The organism is Gordonia hankookensis, assembly GCF_014673215.1.
Taxonomy (GTDB): Bacteria; Actinomycetota; Actinomycetes; order Mycobacteriales; family Mycobacteriaceae; genus Gordonia; species Gordonia hankookensis.
The window spans coordinates 174,754-197,568 of sequence record NZ_JACWMS010000006.1; the positions used below are offsets into that span (position 1 = coordinate 174,754).

21 protein-coding genes are annotated in these 22,815 nt (G+C 66.2%); 9 read left to right on the forward strand and 12 right to left on the reverse strand.

Translation table 11 applies throughout. The features are described 5' to 3' along the window. Positions 1-14 precede the first annotated feature (14 nt). The 4 genes from IDF66_RS23170 to IDF66_RS23185 form a co-directional block, all read right to left on the reverse strand. On the reverse strand, positions 15-1,802 hold the full coding sequence (locus tag IDF66_RS23170) for an SDR family oxidoreductase (protein ID WP_190268802.1): 1,788 nt from the start codon (positions 1,800-1,802) through the stop codon (positions 15-17). A gap of 117 nt (positions 1,803-1,919) precedes the next feature. Continuing rightward, positions 1,920-3,173: a pyridoxal phosphate-dependent aminotransferase gene (locus tag IDF66_RS23175; RefSeq protein WP_190268803.1), complete on the reverse strand. Its 1,254-nt coding sequence runs from the start codon at positions 3,171-3,173 to the stop codon at positions 1,920-1,922. Positions 3,174-3,322: 149 nt separating this feature from the next. Continuing rightward, positions 3,323-6,985, reverse strand: a complete 3,663-nt coding sequence (locus IDF66_RS23180) for a heterodisulfide reductase-related iron-sulfur binding cluster (RefSeq protein WP_190268804.1) — start codon at positions 6,983-6,985, stop codon at positions 3,323-3,325. Positions 6,986-7,218: 233 nt separating this feature from the next. Beyond that, the gene (locus tag IDF66_RS23185; RefSeq protein ID WP_190268805.1) at positions 7,219-8,619 is read right to left on the reverse strand and encodes a WS/DGAT/MGAT family O-acyltransferase; all 1,401 of its coding nucleotides are present in this window, start codon (positions 8,617-8,619) and stop codon (positions 7,219-7,221) included. A gap of 157 nt (positions 8,620-8,776) precedes the next feature. Here IDF66_RS23185 and IDF66_RS23190 point away from each other — a divergent pair, with 157 nt between their 5' ends. Continuing rightward, positions 8,777-9,370 carry a SanA/YdcF family protein gene (locus IDF66_RS23190; RefSeq protein WP_317628832.1) on the forward strand — a complete coding sequence of 198 codons (594 nt, stop codon included), beginning with the start codon at positions 8,777-8,779 and terminating at the stop codon, positions 9,368-9,370. 19 nt (positions 9,371-9,389) lie between these two features. On the opposite strand, the gene IDF66_RS23195 is transcribed toward IDF66_RS23190, so the two are convergent. Both IDF66_RS23195 and IDF66_RS23200 read right to left on the reverse strand, forming a co-directional pair. Continuing rightward, the gene (locus IDF66_RS23195) at positions 9,390-10,583 is read right to left on the reverse strand and encodes an acyltransferase (RefSeq protein ID WP_190268899.1); all 1,194 of its coding nucleotides are present in this window, start codon (positions 10,581-10,583) and stop codon (positions 9,390-9,392) included. 247 nt (positions 10,584-10,830) lie between these two features. Next, the gene (locus IDF66_RS23200; RefSeq protein WP_190268806.1) at positions 10,831-12,969 is read right to left on the reverse strand and encodes an acyltransferase family protein; all 2,139 of its coding nucleotides are present in this window, start codon (positions 12,967-12,969) and stop codon (positions 10,831-10,833) included. A gap of 200 nt (positions 12,970-13,169) precedes the next feature. On the opposite strand from IDF66_RS23200, the gene IDF66_RS23205 reads away from it, so the two are divergent. Then, positions 13,170-14,531 (forward strand): styrene monooxygenase/indole monooxygenase family protein, encoded by a 1,362-nt coding sequence (locus IDF66_RS23205; protein ID WP_190268807.1) that lies wholly within the window; start codon positions 13,170-13,172, stop codon positions 14,529-14,531. A 16-nt stretch (positions 14,532-14,547) separates the two neighbouring features. On the opposite strand, the gene IDF66_RS23210 is transcribed toward IDF66_RS23205, so the two are convergent. Both IDF66_RS23210 and IDF66_RS23215 read right to left on the reverse strand, forming a co-directional pair. Further along, entirely contained in the window at positions 14,548-14,790 is a 243-nt protein-coding gene (locus IDF66_RS23210) for a hypothetical protein (protein ID WP_190268808.1), read from the reverse strand. Next, positions 14,787-14,978 carry a hypothetical protein gene (locus IDF66_RS23215; RefSeq protein ID WP_190268809.1) on the reverse strand — a complete coding sequence of 64 codons (192 nt, stop codon included), beginning with the start codon at positions 14,976-14,978 and terminating at the stop codon, positions 14,787-14,789. The genes IDF66_RS23210 and IDF66_RS23215 overlap by 4 nt, the downstream gene beginning before the upstream one ends. Before the next feature lie 219 nt (positions 14,979-15,197). On the opposite strand from IDF66_RS23215, the gene IDF66_RS23220 reads away from it, so the two are divergent. Beyond that, entirely contained in the window at positions 15,198-16,196 is a 999-nt protein-coding gene (locus IDF66_RS23220; RefSeq protein ID WP_190268810.1) for an iron-containing redox enzyme family protein, read from the forward strand. 5 nt (positions 16,197-16,201) lie between these two features. Here IDF66_RS23220 and IDF66_RS23225 read toward each other — a convergent pair whose 3' ends face one another. Beyond that, positions 16,202-16,411 carry a CDGSH iron-sulfur domain-containing protein gene (locus IDF66_RS23225; RefSeq protein WP_190268811.1) on the reverse strand — a complete coding sequence of 70 codons (210 nt, stop codon included), beginning with the start codon at positions 16,409-16,411 and terminating at the stop codon, positions 16,202-16,204. After that, the gene (locus tag IDF66_RS23230; RefSeq protein WP_223310030.1) at positions 16,408-17,079 is read right to left on the reverse strand and encodes a methyltransferase; all 672 of its coding nucleotides are present in this window, start codon (positions 17,077-17,079) and stop codon (positions 16,408-16,410) included. The genes IDF66_RS23225 and IDF66_RS23230 overlap by 4 nt, the downstream gene beginning before the upstream one ends. A gap of 198 nt (positions 17,080-17,277) precedes the next feature. On the opposite strand from IDF66_RS23230, the gene IDF66_RS23235 reads away from it, so the two are divergent. Beyond that, positions 17,278-17,730, forward strand: coding sequence for an ATP-binding protein (locus IDF66_RS23235; protein ID WP_190268813.1), 453 nt, complete (start codon positions 17,278-17,280; stop codon positions 17,728-17,730). Here IDF66_RS23235 and IDF66_RS23240 read toward each other — a convergent pair. Then, positions 17,708-18,118, reverse strand: a complete 411-nt coding sequence (locus tag IDF66_RS23240) for an STAS domain-containing protein (RefSeq protein ID WP_190268814.1) — start codon at positions 18,116-18,118, stop codon at positions 17,708-17,710. The genes IDF66_RS23235 and IDF66_RS23240 overlap by 23 nt on opposite strands. Positions 18,119-18,384: 266 nt before the next feature. Between IDF66_RS23240 and IDF66_RS23245 the strand changes: the two genes are divergently transcribed. After that, positions 18,385-19,200, forward strand: a complete 816-nt coding sequence (locus tag IDF66_RS23245; RefSeq protein WP_387999193.1) for a SigB/SigF/SigG family RNA polymerase sigma factor — start codon at positions 18,385-18,387, stop codon at positions 19,198-19,200. Here IDF66_RS23245 and IDF66_RS23250 read toward each other — a convergent pair. Continuing rightward, entirely contained in the window at positions 19,178-20,356 is a 1,179-nt protein-coding gene (locus IDF66_RS23250; RefSeq protein ID WP_190268815.1) for a zinc-dependent alcohol dehydrogenase, read from the reverse strand. The genes IDF66_RS23245 and IDF66_RS23250 overlap by 23 nt on opposite strands. Positions 20,357-20,548: 192 nt before the next feature. Between IDF66_RS23250 and IDF66_RS23255 the strand changes: the two genes are divergently transcribed. From IDF66_RS23255 to IDF66_RS23270, 4 genes are all read left to right on the forward strand, one after another. Next, positions 20,549-21,049 carry a hemerythrin domain-containing protein gene (locus IDF66_RS23255; protein WP_190268816.1) on the forward strand — a complete coding sequence of 167 codons (501 nt, stop codon included), beginning with the start codon at positions 20,549-20,551 and terminating at the stop codon, positions 21,047-21,049. Positions 21,050-21,143: 94 nt separating this feature from the next. Beyond that, the gene (locus IDF66_RS23260; RefSeq protein WP_190268817.1) at positions 21,144-21,341 is read left to right on the forward strand and encodes a CsbD family protein; all 198 of its coding nucleotides are present in this window, start codon (positions 21,144-21,146) and stop codon (positions 21,339-21,341) included. Positions 21,342-21,390: 49 nt separating this feature from the next. Further along, positions 21,391-21,666 (forward strand): GlsB/YeaQ/YmgE family stress response membrane protein, encoded by a 276-nt coding sequence (locus tag IDF66_RS23265; protein ID WP_190268818.1) that lies wholly within the window; start codon positions 21,391-21,393, stop codon positions 21,664-21,666. A 188-nt stretch (positions 21,667-21,854) separates the two neighbouring features. Then, the gene (locus tag IDF66_RS23270; protein ID WP_190268819.1) at positions 21,855-22,796 is read left to right on the forward strand and encodes an oxidoreductase; all 942 of its coding nucleotides are present in this window, start codon (positions 21,855-21,857) and stop codon (positions 22,794-22,796) included. Positions 22,797-22,815: the final 19 nt, after the last annotated feature.

Genomic DNA, 22,815 nt, shown 5'->3' on the forward strand with positions numbered 1-22,815 from the left:
TCGTCGAAACCTCTCTAGCGGGTGACCTTCTGGCGCGCCGCGAACCGCGACAGCCAGGGCGTGAATCGATAGATGCGATAGCCGATCTTGGCTTCGGCCGTCACCGGGACGACCGCCTTGTCCCGGATGATGGCGCGGACGATGTCGTCGGCGACCCTGTCCGGGGTGAACCCGCGCCTGCGGTACCAGCCGGCGAGCCGATCTCGTTCGGCTGCTTCATGTGTCGCGTCCAATCCGGCGATCGGGGTGTTGGCCACGATGGCGGTGTCCACGATGCCCGGACAGATGGCGGTGACGCCGATCCGGTGTTCGGCCAGTTCCGCTCGCAGCGATTCGGAGAACAGCAACACGCCGGCCTTGGATGCCGCGTACACCCCGAGCGTGCGCTGCGGCGTGAAGGCGGCGGCGGAGGCGATGTTGACGATGTGCCCACCCACGCCGCGCTCGACCATCTGCCTGCCGAATGCCCTACTGCCGGAGACCACCCCGCGCAGATTCACGTCGAGCAGGCGATCGATCTGTTCGTCGGTCGCGTCGAGTGCCCCACCGGCCAGACCGATGCCGGCATTGTTGACGACGATGTCCGGGACACCATGCCTGGCGCGGACTACGTCGGCGAAGTCCGTGACCGCCGCGGTATCGGAGACGTCGAGTTCATACGGCGATGCCGACGCGCCTGCGGCCTTGCTCTCCTGGGCGGTCTCTTCGACGGCGGCGGTGTCGATGTCGGCCAGGACGAGTTCGCATCCACGCTCGGCGAGCGCCCGCGCAGTGGCCCGGCCGATGCCGCTGCCTGCGCCGGTGACCACCGCGAGCTTGCCGGACAGTGGATTCGGCCTGCTGAACACCCGCGCGCGGTCCATCCGGCCCGAGGTGCCGGTCCGCGAGCCCGTGGAGTGTGTGGCGATGAACTCTCGTGCCACATCAGCAAGATACCCGGGTCGGGTGTATGGCAGCCAGTGCCCGGTCGGGGTGTTGCGTCGCCACAGTCGCTGAGCGTGCCGGTAGGTGTCGGCGAAGATCGCGGGGCGTAGCGCGATGTCGCGCTCGTTGACCACCTCGAGCACCGGGACCGCCGTCGGACGGGACTCCGGATTGCGGAGCTTCTGCCGGATGTTGGCCCGGTAGAGCCGGAGGCCGGAGATCATGTCGTCGCCCAATGTGTCTGCGACCACCACGTTCTCCCGTGGCGTGCCCTCGACCCGATGCAAGAATTCGCGCCACACCGCTGGGGTCCCCGCCACGGAGAAGAACATCTTCGGCAGCACGGGTAGCTGGAAGAAAACCGTGTACGACGACGAACTCGCTTGCGCAAGAGCGCGTCCCAGTTTGCGCGGAGTCGGTCGGGAGAGATTGTCGCGGGCCCAGTCGGCGAGGTAGTCGAGATTGGGCCCGGACACGGAGACGAACGATCCGATGCGCTGCTCTGCGCCCGGCCGGGTGACCGCCTCCCAGGCCTGTACCGATCCCCAGTCGTGGGCGACGATGTGGACCGGCCCATCCGGGCTGACGGCCTCGGCGACCGCGAACAAGTCGTCCGCGAGGACGCTCAATCGGTATGCGTCGTCGCCGTCGGGGCGGTCGCTCTCCCCGAATCCGCGGGAGTCGTAGGCCACCACCCGAAAATCCTCGGCCAGCACCGGTGCGACGTGAGTCCACAGGTGATGGGTGTCCGGCCAGCCGTGGATCAGCAATACGGTCGGACGCGGGTCGGCGACACCGGGCTCGGCCGATCCCGCCACCTCGAAAACGGCGAGGTGAACCCCGCCGTTGGTGACACTGCTCTTACGCCAATCGACCATGTGACTCCCCTTCGAGACGATCGAATGGAGTTAGACGTTACCAAGCGTCACAGGAATTGACCAGAGTGTCCGTGACTCAGGGTCACGTGTATCTCGTGGGAGGCAGATCCGCGCAGGTCACTGCCGGTACGACGACAGGAAGTTTCCGATTCGTTCGATGGCGACACCGAGGTCCCGGGACCAGGGCAGGGTGACGATCCGGAAATGATTGTGGTCGGTGAGGTTGAACCCGGTTCCCTGCACGACGAGGATCTTCTCCTGCAGGAGCAGGTCCTGGACGAACAATTCATCGTTGTGGATCTCGTGTACGTCGGGGTCGAGGCGAGGGAACGCGTAGAGCGCGCCCATCGGCTTCACACAGCTGACCCCGGGGATCTCGTTGAGCTTCTCCCAGGTGACGTTGCGCTGCTCGAAGAGACGTCCGCCGGGTTCGACGAGAGCGTCGATGCTCTGATAGCCGCCGAGCGCGACCTGGATGGCATGCTGGCCGGGCACATTGGAGCAGAGTCGGGTGGAGGCGAGGATGCCGAGTCCTTCGATGAATCCCCGCGCATGATCCTTCGGGCCGGTGAGGACCAGCCAGCCTGCCCGATAACCACAGACCCGGTAGGCCTTCGACAGGCCGTTGAAGGTGAGGCAGAGGAGATCCGGGGCCAGCGACGCCACGTTCACGTGCTCTGCGTCGTCGTAGAGGATCTTGTCGTAGATCTCGTCGGCCATGATCAACAGCGAATGCGCCCGGGCGAGGTCGACGAGCTGTTCGAGGACCTCGCGTGAGTAGACGGCGCCGGTCGGGTTGTTGGGGTTGATGATCACGATCGCCTTGGTGCGGTCGGTGATCTTCGAGGCGATGTCGGCGATGTCGGGGTTCCACCCGTTGTCCTCGTCGCAGCGGTAATGCACCGCACGCCCGCCCGACAGCGCGGTCATCGCCGTCCAGAGCGGGTAGTCGGGCGAGGGGATGAGCACCTCGTCGCCGTCGTTGAGCAGCGACTGCATGGTCATCGTGATCAGCTCGGACACACCGTTGCCCAGGATCACGTCGTCGACGTCGAAGTACGGGAAGTCGGGGATGAGCTCGTACCGGGTGACGACGGCACGTCGTGCCGACAGAACGCCGGCCGACTCGGAGTACCCCTGTGAGTACGGCAGCGCGTGGATCATGTCGCGCATGATCACATCGGGTGCCTCGAAGCCGAACAGGGCCGGGTTGCCGATGTTGAGCTTCATGATCCGGTGGCCCTCGGCCTCGAGTCGTGCCGCATGCGCATGCACCGGCCCCCGGATCTCGTAGCACACGTTCTGCAGCTTCTGTGACTGCTCGAGTGGCTTGAGGTTCTGGTTCAGATGCGATACATGCGGTCTACTCACGAGTTCAATTGTGACAGCCCACGGCAAGCCGGTTTCCGCGACTCCGCCGACCGGCTGTGGGAACCGCTGCACACCCTCATACGACAACACCACCCCGGTTCGAAACCGAGGTGGTGTTGCGAATCGAGGGTGAGGGTTTCAGAGGTCGATCAGGAGTGCCCCGGCCGCTTCTTGCCGGCCGCGATGCCGAATCCGTTCGCCTTCGAGGCGCCTGCCTCCGAGATCGTCTTCGCTGACGACCCGTTCCCCGACGACCCGTTCGGCGACGGCGCGGGTGCGTCGTCGGCGGGCGGTGTGGAGTCGGGTTCCGTCGTCGACTCGGCCTCTGGGGCCGGCTCGGACTGCTCGCTCGACGTCGCCTCGGGCGCTTCCGGAGCTGCCTGCGCCGGTGCGGCCTTGCCGATCCCGCCCGGGCGCTTCTTGCCGGCGGACATGCCGAATCCCTTGGCCTTGCCGGGCTTGGCTTCCGTCGATGCCGCCCCTGTCGGTGCCGATTCCGCGGACGTCCCCTCGGTGGTGGTCTCCGTCGATTCCGTCGAGGAGGCCGACCCGCCTTCGGCGGGGGCCTCCTGCGTCGCCGACGATTCGGCGGCAGCGGATTCGGTTGCCTCTGGCTCCGATTCCGCCGGAGCCGACGCCGCAGCCTTCGGCGCCGACGACCCGATCCCGCCCGGGCGCTTCTTGCCGGCGGACATGCCGAAGCCCTTGGCCTTGCCGGGCTTGGCTTCCGTCGACACAGCCTCCGTCGACGCAGCTTCGGCCGCCGCGCTCGGTGCGGACTCGCTCGTCGCCGGCTCGGATTCGGCCGGCGCGGAATCGGATTCGGCCGCAGGCTCCGCGGGTGCCGAGGCGGCCGGCTTGGGCGCCGACGATCCGGCGCCCCCCGGGCGCTTCTTGCCCGCGGCCATGCCGAAGCCCTTGGCCTTGGCAGGCTTCTCCTCGGTCACGGCGGCGGTGGATTCGGTGTCCGCGGTCGGCGATGCTTCAGGAGCGGACTCCGCCTCGGCGACGTTGCTCTCCGCGGGTGCGGTGACCCCGGCGTCGGCAGCGGCGGCGTTCGGCTTCTTCGCGCCGGGACGCTTTGCACTGCCCATGCCGAAGCCCTTTGCCGCGGGCTTCTTCTCGGCCGCAGCGGATTCGACGGCCGCCGACGACTCGGCCTCGGCGGGTGCGGGCTCGGCGGAGCCTGCCTCGGGCTTGGCGGCACCTGGGCGCTTGGCTCCGCCCTTCATGCCGAATCCCTTGGCGGCGGGCTTCTTCTCGGCTGCCGGCGTCGCGGCCGGTGCCGATTCGGCAGCCTTCTCGGCGGCCGGAGCGTCGGTCTTCCCCGCGGCACCGGGCTTCTTGCCGCCCTTCATGCCGAGTCCGACCTTGGGTTTCGGCTTGGCCTCCGTCGCGGTGGCGGTCGCAGCGGCAGCGGCAGCCGGTGCGGCATCCGCTTCCTTCTCCTCGGCGGCCGGCGCGGCTTGTGCTGCGGCCGGTACCGAAGCGGGACCCAGGTAGCGGCCCCCGCGACTCACCTCGGGAGCGCCACGCTTGACCGAATCGAGGAGCAGCTGCGCGACGTCGACGACCTCGATCTTGCCTTCCTGCTCCGTACCGCTGGTCCGAGCGGTCACACCGTCGGTGAGCATCACTCGGCAGAACGGGCAACCCGTCGCGACCTTCTGCGGCGCATCACCCTTCGACGCACCGTTTCGATTCGGCCCGCTCGCTCCGCTCCCGGCGCCGAGGGTGTCGAGCGCCTCGTCGACGCGATCGAGGTTGATGCGCTTACCGATCTGCTCTTCCATCCACATGCGGGCGCCGCCGGCGCCGCAGCACATCGATCGCTCGCCGTGGCGCGGCATCTCGGTCAGCGTCGATCCCGATGCGCCCATCAGCTCACGCGGGGCGTCGTAGACCTTGTTGTGGCGGCCCAGATAGCACGGGTCGTGATAGGTGACGCCTTCGCCGAGCGGCGCCACCGGCACCAGTCGCTTCTCCCGGACCAGCCGGTTCAGCAGCTGGGTGTGGTGGACCACCTCGTAGGTGGCGCCCAGCTGCGGGTACTCGTTGCCCAGCGCGTTGAAGCAGTGCGCACAGGTGACGACGATCTTCTTGCGCTGTTCGGGTGCGGTGGCGAAGACCTCGCCGAGCATCTCGATGTTCTGCTGGGCGAGCATCTGGAACAGGAACTCGTTGCCCGCGCGGCGAGCCGAGTCACCGGTACAGGTCTCACCCTCGCCGAGGACGAGGAAGTTCACCGCGGAGATGTCGAGGAGTTCGGCGACGGCCTTGGTGGTCTTCTTCGCACGGTCCTCGTATGCGCCAGCGCAACCGACCCAGAACAAGTACTCGAACCCTGCGAACGTCTCGACGTCCTTGCCGAACACCGGGATCTCGATGTCCATCTCGTCGATCCAGTTGGTGCGTGCCGAGGAGTTCTGGCCCCACGGATTGCCCTTGTTCTCCAGGTTCTTGAACATGCCCGCGAGCTCGGTCGGGAAGTCCGACTCGATCAGCACCTGGTAGCGGCGCATGTCCAGGATGTGGTCGACGTGCTCGATGTCGACCGGGCACTGCTCCACGCAGGCACCGCACGTGGTGCAGCTCCATAGGGTCTCGGTGTCGATGACGGCGCCGAGCTCGCCGTCGATGGCGCCGGTCCCGGCGCTCTCACCGACGAGCTTGCGGCCGGCCTCGGCGCGGGCGGATTCCGGGATCTTGGCCAGCTTGGCCTCGTCGGCATTCCCGTCGGCGTCGACCAGACCGACCTCGTCGCCGCCCATGTCGGTGCGGCCGCCCGCGATGAGATACGGCGCCTTGGCCTGCGCGTGGTCGCGCAACGACATGATGAGCAGCTTGGGCGACAACGGTTTACCGGTGTTCCATGCCGGGCACTGGCTCTGGCATCGACCACACTCGGTGCAGGTGGTGAAGTCCAGCCAGCCCTTCCAGCTGAAATCCTCGACCTTGCCCGCGCCGAACGCGTCCACGTCGGGATCCGCGGTCTCCATGTCCAGGATCTGGCCCTGGCTCATCATCGGCTTGAGGGCGCCGAGCGCGACCCCGCCGTCCGCCTCACGCTTGAAATAGATGTTGAAGAACGCCGCGAAGCGGTGCCACGCGACACCCCAGTCGATATGCGTACCGACCACCGCGAGCCAGATCATGCCGCTCATCAGCTTGACCACCGCGGCCGCGGTGACCCAGTACTCGGACGACCCGTCGAACAGCATCGCGAAGTAGTGGGTGAAGAAGGAGGTCCAGATGGGCGGGTCCTCGAGCCCCGAGGAGATCTTGAACGTCTTGACGAAGATCATGCCGAGGCCCTCGAGCAGGACGACCCACTCGACGAAATAGGCTGCGCCGAAACGTGAACCGGTGAACCGGGAGAGTCGTTCGGGAACTCGGGGGTGATTGAGCTGGCGGATCACCATCAGGACGACGATGCCGATGACGGTCCCGAGTCCCAACAGTTCGTCGGCGAAGATGTAGATTTTCCAGGCGCCGATGACGGGCCAGTGGAAATCCGGATCGAAGATCTGCCCATAGGCCTCGAACCACAGGATGAATCCCGCCAGGAAGCCGACCATGACCAGCCAGTGCGCCCAACCGACGCTCCGGAACTTCGCCATGCGCGTATGGGCGATGAACTCCTTGAGCATCGTCCACAGGCGTGGGAAGAACGGCCAGAATCGCGAACTGTCGACCCGCTGGCCTTGCGCGATGGACCGGACCATGGTCCATACGCCGCGCAGGAACAGCGCCCAACAGAAGAGACTGATGACGGCGGCAATAGTGCCGATGGTGATCGTCGTGGCATTCACGGCGTCACGGCCCCTCTCTGGTTGATCACCGACTCATTTGCGCAGGACTGATGCGCACGTGGCCGACGTGTACTACCGGTAACCGTAGTTCCTCGGGGACATCGAGCGCTGCCAAGGATTACCTAACTAACACTCGGTCCGCGCTGACGTACGCATCGATGATACTCACGAGTAACTTACTGTCGAGTCAGGTCGGGTCGGAATCGACGATTGTGCTGATCGTCACCGACGATTCAGCCGACGATTCCGGCGACCTTCTCCAGTTCCTCGAGTGCCGTGTCGAGGTGGGTCAGGAGTCGCTGCAGGCTGGGTAGTTCCTTGCGCGCCCCGATGAGTCCGAAGTTGACCTGATCGGCCGTCGTGGTGATCGTGATGTTGAGCGCCAGACCCTCCATCGCGATGGACACCGGATATGCCCCGTCGAGCCGGGCGCCGTTCCAGTAGAGCTGTTCCGACGGTCCGGGCACATTGCTGATGATCAGGTTGAACTGGGGCGGCGTGTACCGCACGAAGCCCGGGACGGGCGCGAGGGCCAGCGGTGCGAACGCGGCGGCACCGAACATCAGGGCCTGTAGCGGGGACAGACCACGGATGACCTGCTTTGCCTTGCGGGTGGATGCGACGACCGTGGCGAGGCGTCGTTCCGGATCGGGTTGATCGGTCGCCAGGTTCGCCAGGATGGCGGTGACCAGATTGCCCTCGGATGCGTCGTCGGTGTGCATCGAGACGGGAATCGCCGCGACCAGCGGTGTGTCGGGTAGGTCGTCGCGGTCGATCAGGTACGAGCGCAGCGCTCCTCCGCACATCGCGACGATGACGTCGTTGAGGGTGATGTCGAGCGTGGTGGCGATCGCGCGGAGCCGTTCCATCGGCCACTGCTGGGCGGCGAACCGGCGTGCACTGCCGATCGAGACGTCGAGCATGGTGCGCGGTGCCGGGACGAACGGTGAGGCGAAGTCGTCGTCGGTGACAGCGGTCCACGCGACCCTGGCCGCGGCCGGGGTCGCCCCGAGGATCTGCCCGGCGACGCCGACGGCCTGCCCGACCAGGCCGGTCACTGCCGAGAGGGTCGGGATGCGCGAGCCCGACGACGACGGTTTGCGTGATCGTCGGACGAGCCGGGGATCCCACCACGCGGTGCCGTTCCGATCGTCGGGATCGGTGGACAGCGAGTTCTCCAGGAGGCGCAGCGCCGAGACGCCGTCGACGAGCGAGTGATGGATCTTGGTGTAGATGGCCACGCGGCCGTCTTCGAGGCCGTCGACGATGTGGAGCTCCCACATCGGGCGGGTGCGGTCGAGTAGCGCGCTGTGGTTGAGCGACACGTAGCGCAGCAGTTCGCGGATGCGCCCCGGCCGCGGGAGCACGGCCCGACGCACGTGGTAGTCGAAGTCGATCTCGTCGTCGTGGGACCAGGCGGCGTAGCCGAACAGTGACGCCGGAGATGCGGGACGCTTGCGGAACAGTCGGCGCACATCGGTGCAGCCCTGGAAGGTCTCGAAGATCTCCTCGGCGAGTTCGGTTCCCGATTGTCCGGCCCGGGGCACGAACAGTTGGAGTCCGCCGACATGCATCGGTTGCTCGCGGGTCTCCGCGAGCAGGAACATGGATTCGGTGACCGGCATGTAAGGCATCGTGGTGACCTCTGGATCTCGGGGTGGGGCACCGTGCGGGCAGTGCGATCATCTCAGTATCGGCCCCCGACCGGCCGCCATCTCCCGATTGGGCCAAGTGGTGAGCAACGACTCAGCAGCCGGTGTCGGCGGAGGTGTGATCGCCTAACGTGAGATCGTGCATCCGGCAGCCCGGGCGGTACTCGTCGTCCTCGTGACCGTCGAGCTGATCATCACGATCGCGGCCACCTGGGTGTACGTCTCGTCGTCGGGACGGGTGCTCGACGAGGCCGACGTCCCGGCCGGTTCGACGGCCCTGGTACTCGGATCGCTGGTGGCCGCCGGCGAGCCCGGTGACTATGTGCGTGGCCGTCTCGACACCGCGGTCGACCTCTACCGATCGGGACGCCTTTCGCAGATCATCAACTCGGGCAACGGTTCCGCTGCTGCAGGTGATGAGCCCGCGGTGATGCGACGTTATCTCGAGCAACACGGCGTCGACGCCGACGACATCGCCGACGACCCGCTCGGCGTGGACACCGAGGCGAGTTGTCGTCGAGCCGGTGAGGATTTCGGTGTCACCGCTGCGGTGATCATCACGCAGGACTTCCACCTGTCGCGAGCGATCGCGTTGTGCCGGCACCGCGGGATCGACGCCACCGGAGTGGCGGCCCGCTGTGACTGCCCGACGTGGACGCTGTTGCGCAACCACGTTCGCGAACTCGCGCTGGCACGACCACGAGCGTTGCTGAGCACGATCAGCGGGCAGTGAGATCGGCCGGCGAGGCCGATCAGCGTTTGATCGCGAGCGGCAGGCGTGGGCGTCCGGTGAGGTACAGCGACCCTGGCAGGCGGCGCAGGATCTCCACCAGCAGCAGGGCCCCCGCGATCGTGGCGACGTAGGTGACCAACGTGCCCCACGGCTGGCCGAGCGTGGCCAGGATCCAGGGCTGGTCGCCGGACTGCGGCTTGAGCACGAAGTACAGCACCAGCACATGTCCGAGGAACACGCCGAACGAGCGGTTGGACGCGAAGGAGACGGAACGGGCGAACCGCGGCGTGACGTCGCGCCAGTTGCTCGCCCAGTGCGCGGCGGCCGCGTACAGGCAGGTGATCGCCACGATGATGAAGGGGATCAGGGTCGGATGGAAGGCGGAGTTGCTGTCGTGCACCGGTTTTCCGCCGAACCAGACTCCGGCCAGATACGTGCCGACGGCGAAGATCCCGGTCGTCAGCAGTGCGCCGAAGAGCCACCAGCCCTTGCCGGCGAGCCATCGGGCGATGGCCTCTCGATGTACCGCGGCCACCGCGCCGTACAGGATGAAGAACTGGTACGGGATGAACGTCGCGTAGTGATGCCACCAGTACTGGGAGATGGGGGCGGGCGGATGCCAGAAGGTGATGGTGGCACTGATCGCGACCTGCGCGGCGAGACTGATCCCCAGGAGTGTGACGTGGTGCCCGCGGGTCGCGCGGACCAGCCACAACACCAGCGGGAACAGCAGGTAGACCTGCAGCATCACGAACAGGAAGTACATCTGGAAGCCGGACAGCCCCCAGCCGGCCAGCCGGCCGAACTCGGCGAGGCTCCCGACCGGATTCGACAGCACGTCCCCGATCCGGTCCTTCGCCCACACCTCCTGCACGACCCAGTAGATCGCCGACCAGATGATGTACGGGAAGATGACCAACTTGATGCGCTTGCGCCAGAACCCCGTCGTACTGAACTCGGCGTTGTCGAAGTTCTGATACATCAGCACGAAGCCGGTCAGCGCGAAGAAGGTGTTGCGGGTGAAATGCAGCAGCAACGACGCAGTGTTGACCGGCATGCTGGTGAACTCGTCGGTCGTCTGCGTCAGGCAGTGGACAAAGATGACCAGCGAGAACGTGGTGACCCGGATGAGGTCGAGGTGGTGGAGGTAGGCCTTGCGGCCTGCACGGCGGACCGTTTGTCCGGAGCGGGCGATGGTGCCCGCGCCCTCGATGGTGGCGCTACCTCGCTCCGGCGCAAAGGTGGTCACGCGTGTCTCAGCCCCAAACCGTTGATGGACTTCTCTGGTTCCGAGGCGCTCGCCCGTGAGTCCTCGGAGCTCGTGGCGATCGGTCGCGGCCCCGCGCCTCCCGCGTGGGCGCCCGCAGCACGAGCATCGGTTGACACCTTAACAGCGCAGTCTGGGGGCACCCTGAGATGCTGACCGGCGACGACCGCGACCTATCGGCCTGTGACCGGGATCACCACCAGTGAAGTGACTTTGCGAGATCGGCCTCGACGGCGGGGGTGAGACTGCGCACGAACGTCGCCGACAGGTGGTGGAAGTCGTGCCAGACGACGATGTTGCCGACCACGGCCGGACAGTAGGTCGGCCCGCACATGGCATCGGTGTAGTCGAGGAAGGTCGTGTTCGGGAACCGGGGCGCGATGGCCAGTGCCGGGTCGGTCCGTGCCATCGCGATGTCCCGCGACACTCCGCAGACCTGTGGTTTCTTGCCCTCGGCCAGGCATTCCGGCGGCTTGAGCTGCCCGTGCGCCCACGGGTTGTCCCGTACCGCGATCACGCGCTGTCCACGATCCCGGAACTGCGCGAAGATGTCCTCGTAGTCCTGCGGGACGTAGTCGCCGCGAGCGCCCCTGCCCTCCACCGGGCGGGTGGAGTTGGTGAAGACGACGTCGGGCTTGTCGGCGGCGAGTCGGGTCATCACCCGCTTCGACCAGTCGTTGCACTGGTAGTACTTCTGGCCGAACCAGATGAAGACGTGACTCGTGGTGAGGGCGCACCCGACCTTGAGATAGGTGGTCACCTTGAATCCGCGTCGTTTCCCGATGGCGTCGAGCGCGGTGATCCAGTATTCGGCGTGTGAACCTCCCACCAGCGCGACGGTTCGGGTGGCGTTCTTGTCGCCGTAGACCCCGACCTTGATCGACGGGTCCTTCCAGCCGCTGATGACCGAGTCGTAGGAGGTGACGGGCCAGTCCTTGTCGACCACCTCGGGGCTCGGCTGCGGGTCGACCTTCGGAACCGGTGCGCCGTCGAGGTACGCGCGAGCTCCCGGATACAGGCGGGTGTCGAGGTTCTCGGTGTTGACGGTGGCGTTGGCCGCGTTCCGCTGCCAGATGACGACGGTGGAACCGGCGACGACGGAGGTGATCAGGACGAGCGCCAGAAGAACTCGCCGATATCGCCGTCCGAGCCCGGTCGACCGCCCGGCACGCAAGGGCGCCTCGATGAACGTGGTGGTCGCCCAGGCCAGCACCACAGAGATCGCGAGGATGGCTGTGCCCTCCAGCCAGTTCACGTCGTCCTGGTACCGCCAGGCGAGATAGAAGATCAGCAGCGGCCAGTGCCACAGGTAGAGCGCGTAGGCGATGGAGCCGAGCCAGACGAGACGCGGATGTGCCAGGGCGCTGCTGACCGAACTCGGTCCGGCCGTGGAATCGGGGCGGGTCGCGGTCGAGCCCGTCCAGATCAGGAGCAGCGTCGCACCGACGGGCACGAGCGCCATCACGCCGGGGTACTGCTGTACGCCCGCGATCCACCAGCCGCAGGTGACGATCAGGGCCAGCGCGACGACGCCGAGGAGGTTCCGCATCCACGGGCGTAGCGCGAGGCGCGGCATCCAGACCGCGAGCAGGCCTCCGACCAGTGGTTCCCAGAGCCGTGCGACGGTGTCGTAGTAGTTGAATGGCTGGTTCACCGCGTGCCGGTGATTGGCCCAGGCGAACGAGACCAGGGCGACCGCGAGGATGCTGAACCCGACGATGCCGCGGATCACCGATGGCTTCGACAGCGCGGCGAACCGTCGGGACAGGGCGCGCAGCAGACCACCGAGGGCAAGCGCGCACAGCAGTGTCAGGACGAAGAACTGTCCCTGCATCGACATCGACCAGAGGTGCTGCATCGGGCTGTTGGCGGAGTCCGCGGCCTGGTAGTCCTGCGAATCGAGCGCCAGATGCCAGTTCTGGTAGTAGAGCGCGCTGGCCTGCACCTCGGAACCGAGCGGTCCCCACCGCGTCTTCGGCATCACCAGGGCGATGAGTGCGGTGATGACGACCAGGACCACCAGGAGCGCGGGGAGCAAGCGGCGTAGGAGGCGAGAGAACCGCGGCCACGGGTTGATCGCGGTCCGCCACGACACCGATGCGGATTGGGTGGCGATGACGTGCTTGAGCAGCGACGCGACGAAGAAGTAGCCCGACAGCGTCAGGAATACGTCGACGCCGCCGGAGACGCGTCCGAACCACACGTGGAAGATCGCGACGAGAGCGATCGCGATCCCGCGCAGGCCGTCGAGATCCAGCCGGTAACCAGACGTGTTGCCGGTTGCGGCGTCCTCGTTGGGCGTCCCGGTTGGGGTTGTTACGGCCGTGCTCACAGGCAGGGATGCTACTTGGCCCCGGAGGGGATTCTCGTGACCAGGCGCCGTGTAGCCGCAGGCAGATCGGGAAAAGGTGCGGCACCGATACGCGCGCCCTGCGCCTAACTCTTCAGCAGGCAGGCGTCTGCAGGCACGCTGACGCCGAGGGGCATCGGCCCCGGAGACACCGGGACAGCGACGAGCAAGAGGGGAACGGCATGACAGACGAGGGACGCAGGAGCGTGGGGGTCGTAGGTGCGGGCCTGGCCGGCACGAGTGCGGCACTGGGCTTCGCCGAAGCGGGTTTCGACGTGACGCTCTACAGCGACAAGGACCGGGAATCGTTGCGCGACAAGGTGCCGCCGACCGGGGTTGGCGTGCTGTTCGGGAAGTCGCGGGAGTGGGACGCGGAGATCATCGAGGACATCTACGACGTCGGCAACACAAGCGGGATCAGCGTTCGACTGCATTCCGGAAGCGGTGAGGACCGCACCGATGTGCTCGAGTTCAACCCCGACTACGGCTATGTCGCCCAGGCGGTCGACCTTCGTCTGCGCGCCGACGACCGGCTCGGCCGGTTCCTCGATCAGGGCGGCCGCTTCGAGGTGGGGTCGGTCGACGTCGACCGCCTCGACGAGATCGCCGGCTCCCACGACCTCACCCTGGTCGCGACCGGCAAGGGCGGATTGTCGGCGTTGTTCCCGGTGGACGGGTCGCGGACGCATTATCGGGAGCCGCAGCGCAAGCTGCTGCAAGTGACGCTCACCGGCCTCGACCACGGACCAGACGCGTTCGCCTATCGCAGCAGCGCGGGCGGCAATCACTCCCTCTTCAACCTCGACAGCGAGAACGGCGAGATCTTCGTCGGCCCGTTCCTCCACAAGGACGCCGGTGCGACCTGGTCGTTCATCGTCTTCGCGAAACCCGATGGAGCGTGGGTGCCCACGATCGACGAGGTCGACGATGCCGTGTCGGCGCGTGCGGCGATCCTCGACATCTTCACTCGATACTTTCCGCACGACGCCCCGGTGATCGAACGGCTGGCGGTGATCGAGTCGGACCCGGTGTCGTGGCTGACGGGTGCGGTCACCCCGACCGTGCGGCATGCCGTGTCCACCACGCGCGGCGGGCATGTCGTCGCCGCGATCGGCGACACCGCCATCGCGGTGGACCCGGTCGCGGGCCAGGGGGCCCAGAACACGCTGATCCAGGTCGCGGAGCTGGTGAGAGCGGCCAAGGCCCACGACGGCGCGTTCGGCGCCGACTGGCTCGAAGCCGAGTTCGAGAAGCACTGGCAGCGGCGTGGCCGAGCGGCGGTCGAGGTTACCCGCCTCTATCTGGGCGATCCGGACTACGCCACCCACCTCGAGCTCTCGTTCCCGGCCGCCGCCGTCGACACCAACGTGGCGTCGGCGCTGTTCGGACTCCTCTCGGAGCCGAATCCGCTTCTCACCCTGACGAGTCGAGAGGACGTGCTCGGGTTCATCACGGCAGTGTCCGGCGAGCCCGCCGACGATGTGCTCGGCAGGTTCGAACCGGCCGGTCGGTTCGGTTCGGCCGCAGACCGGGTCGCGAGCTGACGGGCGGGTACGGCGCTCAGGCTCGCTGTAGCCAGAGCCGCTGACGAGCGACTCGTCGCAATTCGGTGATGGAGTGGCCGGTGTTGTCTTGGTCGGTGTTGTCGTGGTCGGTCGCATCGAGGATTCGGGCGAAGAACTCCTTCTCGTTCATGCCGAACCGGTCTCTGATGAGGTCTGCCGGACCACCACCGGACCGCACCCACCGAGTTGCGAAAGTCAGGAGTTCGCTCTGTGGCCCAGCCCATTTCGTCGAGCTCATGCCGTCTCCCCGGCATTCTGATCCGAGTCGTCGGAATCGGCCTGTCCGTCCTGCATGCCCTGCACGCCTTGCTCGTCTTGCTCGGAGTCCATGACCGAGGTCCACCAATCACGCAACGGCGAGGGGTCCGGCCACACCACGTTGGGCGCTCCCGAAGGATTGACCGAGTTCTTCGGGGTGACCGCCATATTGGCCTTCTCTCAAGATCGCTCGTCATGGCCGCATTCTCTGACCGTGCGAGAGTGTCCACTATCGGTCGGCGCCAAACATTTCAGTTACCTCGGGGGTTCTCGCTCCGGTGGCCGTCCGGCGAAGCGCCGGTGGTCTCGCAGACGACGGTCGCGTTTGGTGACCGGCGCGATCGGGTAGTCGCGTGGTGTCCACCGTCCACATGCGAGAGGTGTTCCATGCTTGCTGATCGTCGCGGCCATGCGGTGACGGCCGAATTGCCGATGTCGCGCGGACCCTTGTCCGCAGCGCTGATCGAGGCACTGGAGGATGACCGTCGCTTGGACCTGCCGTCCGGTGTGGATTCGGTGGACCCCTACGGCGACGACCTGCAGCTCGCCCTCTACGTCGCCTTCGAGATGCACTACGCGGGCTGGGCCGGGATCGACGACGACCGGGAATGGGATCACGACATAATTGCGTACCGCCGGGAACTCGAGCGGCACTTCCTGGATGCGGTGCGTGCCGATGTCGGGCCCGTCGACGAGTTCTCGTCGGCCCAGATCGAGATGAACCGGCTCTGCGTCGAGCCCGCCGACGGCGACGGTGTCTCGTTTATCCTGCGTGACAGCGGTTCCTGGCGGCAGTTCCGTGACATGTTCGCGATGCGATCGCTCTATCACCTCAAAGAGGCCGACCCGCACGCGTGGGCCATTCCGCGACTCCGGGGCGCGGCCAAGGCTGCTTTCGTCGCCGTCGAGTTCGATGAATTCGGTGGCGGCCATGGCGAAGCGGTCCACCAGGAGCTGTTCGCGGATCTGTTGGCGGCGGCGGACCTGCGCCCCGATTATCTCGCCTATCTCGAGGGCGCTGCCGGATGGGTGCTTGCGCCGGTGAACCTCATGTCGCTCTTCGGTTTACGTCGATCCATGCGCGGCGCCGCCGTCGGACATCTCGCTGCCACCGAAATCACTTCTCCGCCGGGTTCGCAGCGATTGCTATCCGGTCTTGAACGCCTCGACGCCCCGGAACCGTGCAGGCACTTCTATGCCGAGCACGTCGAGGCGGACGCTGTTCACGAGCAGATCCTGCGGAACGACGTCGTTGGTGAACTCGTGCGCGACGAGCCGCATCTGGAGACGGATGTCGTGTTCGGAATCCGGGGGTTCCTGTTGGTGGAGGACGCGTTCGACCGGGGTCTGCGGTCCGTCTGGGAGCAGGGCGCCCTGCTCGTGTGACGGTCTCAGCCCACATCGTCGGGCCGCGCGCGGCGCCGATGGCTGGTGTCGCACAGCGGATATCGACGGCTGCGGCCGCACGCGCACACCGCGACCGTGAACCGGTCGGAGTGGACATGCGAACCGTCCGGCAGCTCGATGTCCACCGGTCCGGCCACCAGCATCGGACCACCTCGCACCACCCGGACGCGAGTCGGCTCGGGTGAGCGGGTCATCGTTGTCCTCCCGACGTCGCTGAGATGCATGATCGGTCGGCGCGGATGACCACGAGCTCTTCCACCCGACGGCCCGTATCCAGGAGCCCGACATCCTCGAACCATGTGGCACGTACGGAGAGCACCGGGCCGAACTGAACACGACGACGAGCCACGATGGTTGTATCAAGGCCGGTCCGACGCAGCGCTGCGACGGTCGCGGCCGGATCGGCGAACTCTGACTGCACCAGCAGGAGGGTTCCGCCGGGATTGAGCAGTTCGGCGGCGCCGGCGCACAGCGGATCGAGCACCGCCCGGCCATCGGGCCCGGCAACCCAGGCGGTTCGGGGCCCGTCGCACTCTTCGATGACGCCCTCATCGAGCGGTGTCGGTACATAAGGCGGATTGCAGGTCACGAGGTCGAAGGTGTCCCGGCCCGTGAGATCGGTGAGATCGCGATGTTGAACCGTGACGGTGCCGGAGAGTCTCCGGCACAGCGCCGTGGCGGTCTGCGCGGCACCCGGGCACGAATCGATCGCCAGCACCGAGGCGGCACCCAGTTCCGCCATCTCGATGGCGACGACACCAGTGCCGGTGCACAGGTCTGCCGCTCGGGCGCCCGTAACGCGTCCGGACGCACGCATCGCCTCGATCAGCAGTTGCGAGTCGTCCTGGGGTCGGTAGACCATGTCGGGAGAGTTCGGGAGTTCCGATCCGGCTGGTGCGCGGTGGTCACAGCTGAGCGTCATGCGTGCGGTGTTCCCACCGGAACCTCTGACCAAACCGGATGCCTAACCAGGGAACAGACGGACCCGAGGGTTTCAGCCAGGTGCCGTGAGGGTAAGACTGCGGCGACACGAGTTTGTCCCTGGTGAGGAGAGCGCGCAGTGACCGAGAACCGCAACATCACCGATGACCGGCGTGTCATCGACGACGTCGCGCAGTCGGCGGATGTGCCTGTAGAGCTTACGGTGCCCGCCCGCGCCGACCGTCTCCAGATTGTCAGAGCAGTGGTGGAACGCACTCTGTATGCCGTGGACTGGACCATCGACGACGTCGCCGACATCCAGCTCGCGGTCGACGAGGTCTGCTCACAACTCATCGTGGCGTCGGTTGACGACGGCCGTCTGCGCGTCTCATTGTTGCTCGGAGATGCCGGCTTCGTGGGTGAGGTGGTGGGAACCATCGAGACCGGCATCGCCCTCGACACGGCCGGCTTCGGCTGGCATGTGGTGGAGACCGTGACGGATGCCCAGTCGGTCAGCTACGTCGACGACGCCCGCCGACGCGAGGTCACGGTTCGATTGGCCAAATTGCTCAGCGGAACTCGACCGAGGTGAGCGACCTACCGGCTTCCTCCAACGAATGATGGAGATCGATCGCGTCGTCGAGACGGCATGCCTCGACAGGCCGCGCGACGACGCGACCGCACGCGACGGCAACCGGTATGCGACGTCGAGCGGCGTCATCGCAGAACTTTCCGAGCACCGCCAGCCCGGACGTGCTCAGAAAACGCACCTGCAGCAGATCCAGCAGCACACACTCTGGCCGACGGTCGGTCAGGCGGTCCAGCGCCACGGCGAAGTCGGCCACGCTCTGTAGATCGATCTCACCCGAGAACTGTTGTACACAAATGGTTCTGGCCGCAGTGAGATTGCCTGCGGCAGGTCTCTCGGTTGCCGCCGACACCGGCGAATCGCGAAAAGTGATGTGTGAATCCAGGCTCACGCGTCTGCCTCGTTCCGTGTTGTACGAGTGCGCTGAGACCCGCTTGCACGTCTCACCGCTGCAGCTGTTGGCTGAACCGCTATGACCAACCGTACGGCGCCGGCCACCCGTCTACAAGTGGAGTTTCGACGGGACGTCACCCGGGTAGCCGCTACGTTGGAGTCACACCTGCGCTCGCGTACCACACAACCCTCCGGAGGAGCTGCTTGACATCGACACCCGAGAACGCTTCGGCGCCGCGCAACACGTCGGCCGGCGACTCTCGGGTGGACGACTACGCAGACGTGGCGCCGGCGATCCAAGCACTGCGCGAGGCCACCGACGACCAGGTCAGGGCGCGGATGCGTTCGGACATCGTCGAGCGATGCCTCCCACTGGCCGACCACGTCGCCCGCCGATTCAGTGGGCGTGGGGAATCGCTCGACGATCTCGTCCAGGTCGCACGCATCGGGGTGGTCAATTCCGTCGACCGCTTCGACGCGCAACGTGGCGGAAGTTTCCTGTCGTTCGCCGTACCGACGGTCATGGGCGAGGTGAAGCGTCATTTCCGGGACAGCATGTGGACGATCAGGGTGCCGCGACGGGCCAAAGAGACCTCGCTGAGCATCAACAGGGCGAGTGATGACCTGGTCCAACGGTTGGGCAGGTCGCCGCGACCGAGTGAACTGGCCGAACACCTCGGCATGCCCGTCGAGGACGTCATCGACGGGCTCATGGCGCGCTCGGCCTACAACGCCATGTCCATCGATGCCGAGCCCGGTGACGATGAGGGGCGATCGATCCGCGAAACCCTGGGCGCCGACGACGAGCGTTTCGCGCAGATCGAGGACATCGTCGCGCTGCGGCCGGCGTTGGCGACCCTGCCCGAGCGGGAACGGCGGATAGTGTCTCTGCGGTTCTTCCGCTCCATGTCGCAGAGCGAGATCGCCGCAGAAGTCGGCATCTCGCAGATGCACGTTTCGCGGCTGCTGAACCGGACCTTGGCCCGGCTCCGCGACGAGTTGACCACTCGGCCCGAGACAGACCCCGGCCCCCGACCTGAGCGCCGTGCGCAGCCTCCTACGGCTTCAGGATCACCTTGACGGCGCCGTCGTCCTTGCGCTGGAAGATGTCGTACGCGTGCGGTGCGTCGTTCAACGGGAGTTCGTGTGTGGCAAAGGAGTCCACACCGAGGGGATCATCGTCGCCGAGGAGCGGCATGATGCTCGGCGCCCATTTCTTCACATTCGCCTGACCCATCCGGATCTGGATCTGCTTGTCGAACATCGTCAACATCGGCAGGGGGTCGGCGGTGCCGCCGTAGACGCCGATGATGGACAGTGTGCCTCCGCGGCGCACGGTGTCGATGGCGGAGTAGAGCGCCGACAGGCGGTCGACGCCGGCCTTGCGCATCATGGGCTCGGCGAGCGCGTCCGGGAGCATCCCCACCACCTGCTGCATCATCTTGTTCACCGGGGAGCCGTGTGCCTCCATGCCCACCGCATCGATGACCGCGTCTGTGCCACGACCTTGGGTCAACTCGCGGACCGCATCTCCGATGTCGTCCACCCCGTCGAGATCGATGGTGCGGATGCCGCGTGCCCGAAGGCGCGCCAATCGCTCGGGTACGCGGTCGACCGCGATCACATCCGCACCCTGATGGGCGGCGATGCGTGCGGCCATGTCGCCGATGGGGCCGAGGCCGAGAACGGTGACAGATCCCTCCGGCGGGATGCCGGCGTAGGCGACCGCCTGCCACGCGGTCGGGAGAACATCGGAGAGATAGATGTATCGGGAATCCGGTGCGTCACCAGGGACCTTGATGTGGGTGAACTGCGCCTGCGGCACGCGCAGGTATTCGGCCTGACCACCGGGAACCGATCCGTACAGCTTCGAAAACCCGAAGAGCGCCGCGCCCATTCCCTGAGCGCGGACCTGAGTCGTCTCGCACTGGGTGTACAGCTCCTGCGTGCATGTGTGACACGATCCGCACGAGATCTGGAACGGGATGACGACACGGTCCCCGACTGCGAGATCGCCGACCTGTGAGCCGACCTCCTCCACGACGCCCATGGGTTCATGGCCCAGGATGTCGCCCGGTTCCATGAACGCCCCGAGAACCTCATAGAGGTGCAGGTCAGACCCGCAGATGTTGGTCGAGGTGACCCGGATTACGGCGTCCGAATCCTCTTCGATCTTCGGATCGGGGACATCCTCGACGGCCACTTTCCGCTTGCCCTGCCAGGTGACTGCACGCATCGGTTCTCCTCTGATCGGCTCGTCGGCAGCGTGCCCGCACCGGACCGGGATCAAACCTCCGCCGGGCCGATGGCCTCAGGTGGTTTGACGTGACCGGTGCACGGGCATACGTCACCGTCGGCGTCGGACGGGCAGTGACGCCCGCCGCCGCCCCGCAGCAGACCCATCGCACCACCAGCCAGAGGAGCCCCCATGTCGACAGATGCGATCGTGATCTTGAAAGACGACCACAAGCAGATCAAGAAGCTGTTCAACGACTTCCGCGAAGCGGGTCCGAACGCGACGAAGACGAAGGGTGACATCGTCGGGAAGATCATCGAGGCCCTCACCGTGCACACCTACATCGAGAACGAAGGGATGTACCCAGCGGTCCGCAAGGCCGTGCCCGCCGTCGAGGACGACATCCTGGAATCGTATGAAGAGCACCACGTGGCCGACCTGCTGGTGATGGAACTGGTCACGATGAAGCCCGAAGACGAACGATTCGATGCCAAGACCACCGTTCTCATCGAGAACGTGGAGCATCACATCGAGGAGGAAGAGTCCGAATGGTTTCCCGAGGTGCGTAAGACGCTGGGCCGGAAAGAACTCCAGCGGCTCGGTGAGGAGCTGCTGGAGTTGAAAGACAAGGCGCCGCACTCACCCGTACAGCCATCCGCGCTGAAGAAGACCATCGACGCGATCGTGAGGTGAGCGGGTCGTCGACGGCCGCGGGAGATGTTTGATCCACCGCCCCGGTGGGTATCAAGGGCTGTACGCAAACGACATTCGATCCAAGGAGCACACGATGGGTCTCGACGACAAGATCTCGAACAAGGCAGAAGACCTGCAAGGCAAGGCCAAAGAGGCCACCGGAAGCGTGACCGGCGACCGTGAGCTCAAGAACGAGGGCAAGGGCGATCAGGCATCCTCGGCCGTGAAGGACGGCGTCGAGAGCGTCAAGAACGCCGCAGGCAAGGTCAAGGACAAGCTCACTGGGCACTGACCCGTGTTTGTCGTTCGCCCATGCCACTCGAAGAACGGATAGGTGAAGCATGATCGGAACCATCATCAGTGCCATCGTCGTCGGCCTGATCGTAGGAGCACTGGCTCGGCTGTTGATGCCGGGCAAACAGAACGTCGGCATCATCATCACGATCGTGCTGGGGATCTTGGGATCCCTGATCGGTTCGTGGCTGGCGTATCAGGTGGGCTACAGCAACAGCAACGGCGGCTGGGAGATCATCCCGTTCATCGTCGGCATCGTCGTGGCCATCGCACTGATCGCGGCGTACCTCGCCGTACGCGGACGACAGGTCAGCCACCGCTGATCCACTCCACTGAAGCACCTCGATGGCGGTCACCGTGTCTCACGGTGACCGCCATTTCAGGTGTCGGCGACGGCCCCGTGTGGTCGCGTAAGTGGACACCGGGAATGGGTTCCGGCGCCATTGTGGCAGGCTGAAGCGGCGAACGAACGGCACGAACGCCGTAGGTGGTCGACACAAGGGCGAGGGACATGGCGAAGAACGGGTGGTCACCGGCGCAGGCACCGCGGATGGACGGCAGGACCGTGGTGGTCACCGGATCCAACACGGGCATCGGCCTGGAGACCACGCGCCACCTCGCACGGCTGGGTGCCCACGTGCTGATGGCCTGCCGCAATGTCGATGCCGCAGCCACCGCCCGCGCCGACATCCTCGCAGGCGTGCCCGATGCTCGGCTGGACGTCGTGCAGCTCGACCTCGGTGACCTCGCGTCGGTGCGCAAGGCCGCCGACGAGATCGGGACCAGCCATCCCGTTGTCGATGTCCTGATCAACAACGCAGGCGTGATGGCCGGTCGACGTGAACTCACCGCCGACGGCTTCGAGATGGATTTCGGGACCAGCTTTCTCGGCCACTTCGCATTGACGGGTCTGCTCCTCGAGCGCCTGTTGTCGGCGGAATCGGGGCGGGTGGTGACGGTCGGCAGCAGTGCGCATCGCGCCGGTGTCCTCGATTTCGACGACCTGACGATGGACCACTCGTTCAGCACCTCACGTGCCTACGCTCGTGCGAAGTTCTCGCAGTTGGTCTTCGCGGTGGAATTGCAGCGTCGGCTGTCGGCGAGCGGCCACACCGCACCGATCTCGGTGGCCGCGCATCCGGGCGCCACCCACAGTGGGGTGATGCGTGATTCGGGCCGGCTGCTGCACTGGCTGTTCACCACGCCGACACTGCACTGGCTGCGCAGATCCTTCATCATGGAGGGCCCCGAGGGTGCGTTGCCGTCCCTGCGCGCGGCCACCGATCCGGATGTGATCGGTGGCCAGTACTTCGGTCCGTCGGGGCCCGGGCAGTTCAGCGGACCGCCGGTGCTCGTGGTGCCCAGCCCTCGCGTCCTCGACGGGAAACTCGGAAACCGCTTGTGGGACACGGCAGAAGAGCTGACCGGGGTGACGTACGCGTTTTCGCGGTGAGTGGTCTCGATACGCCGGC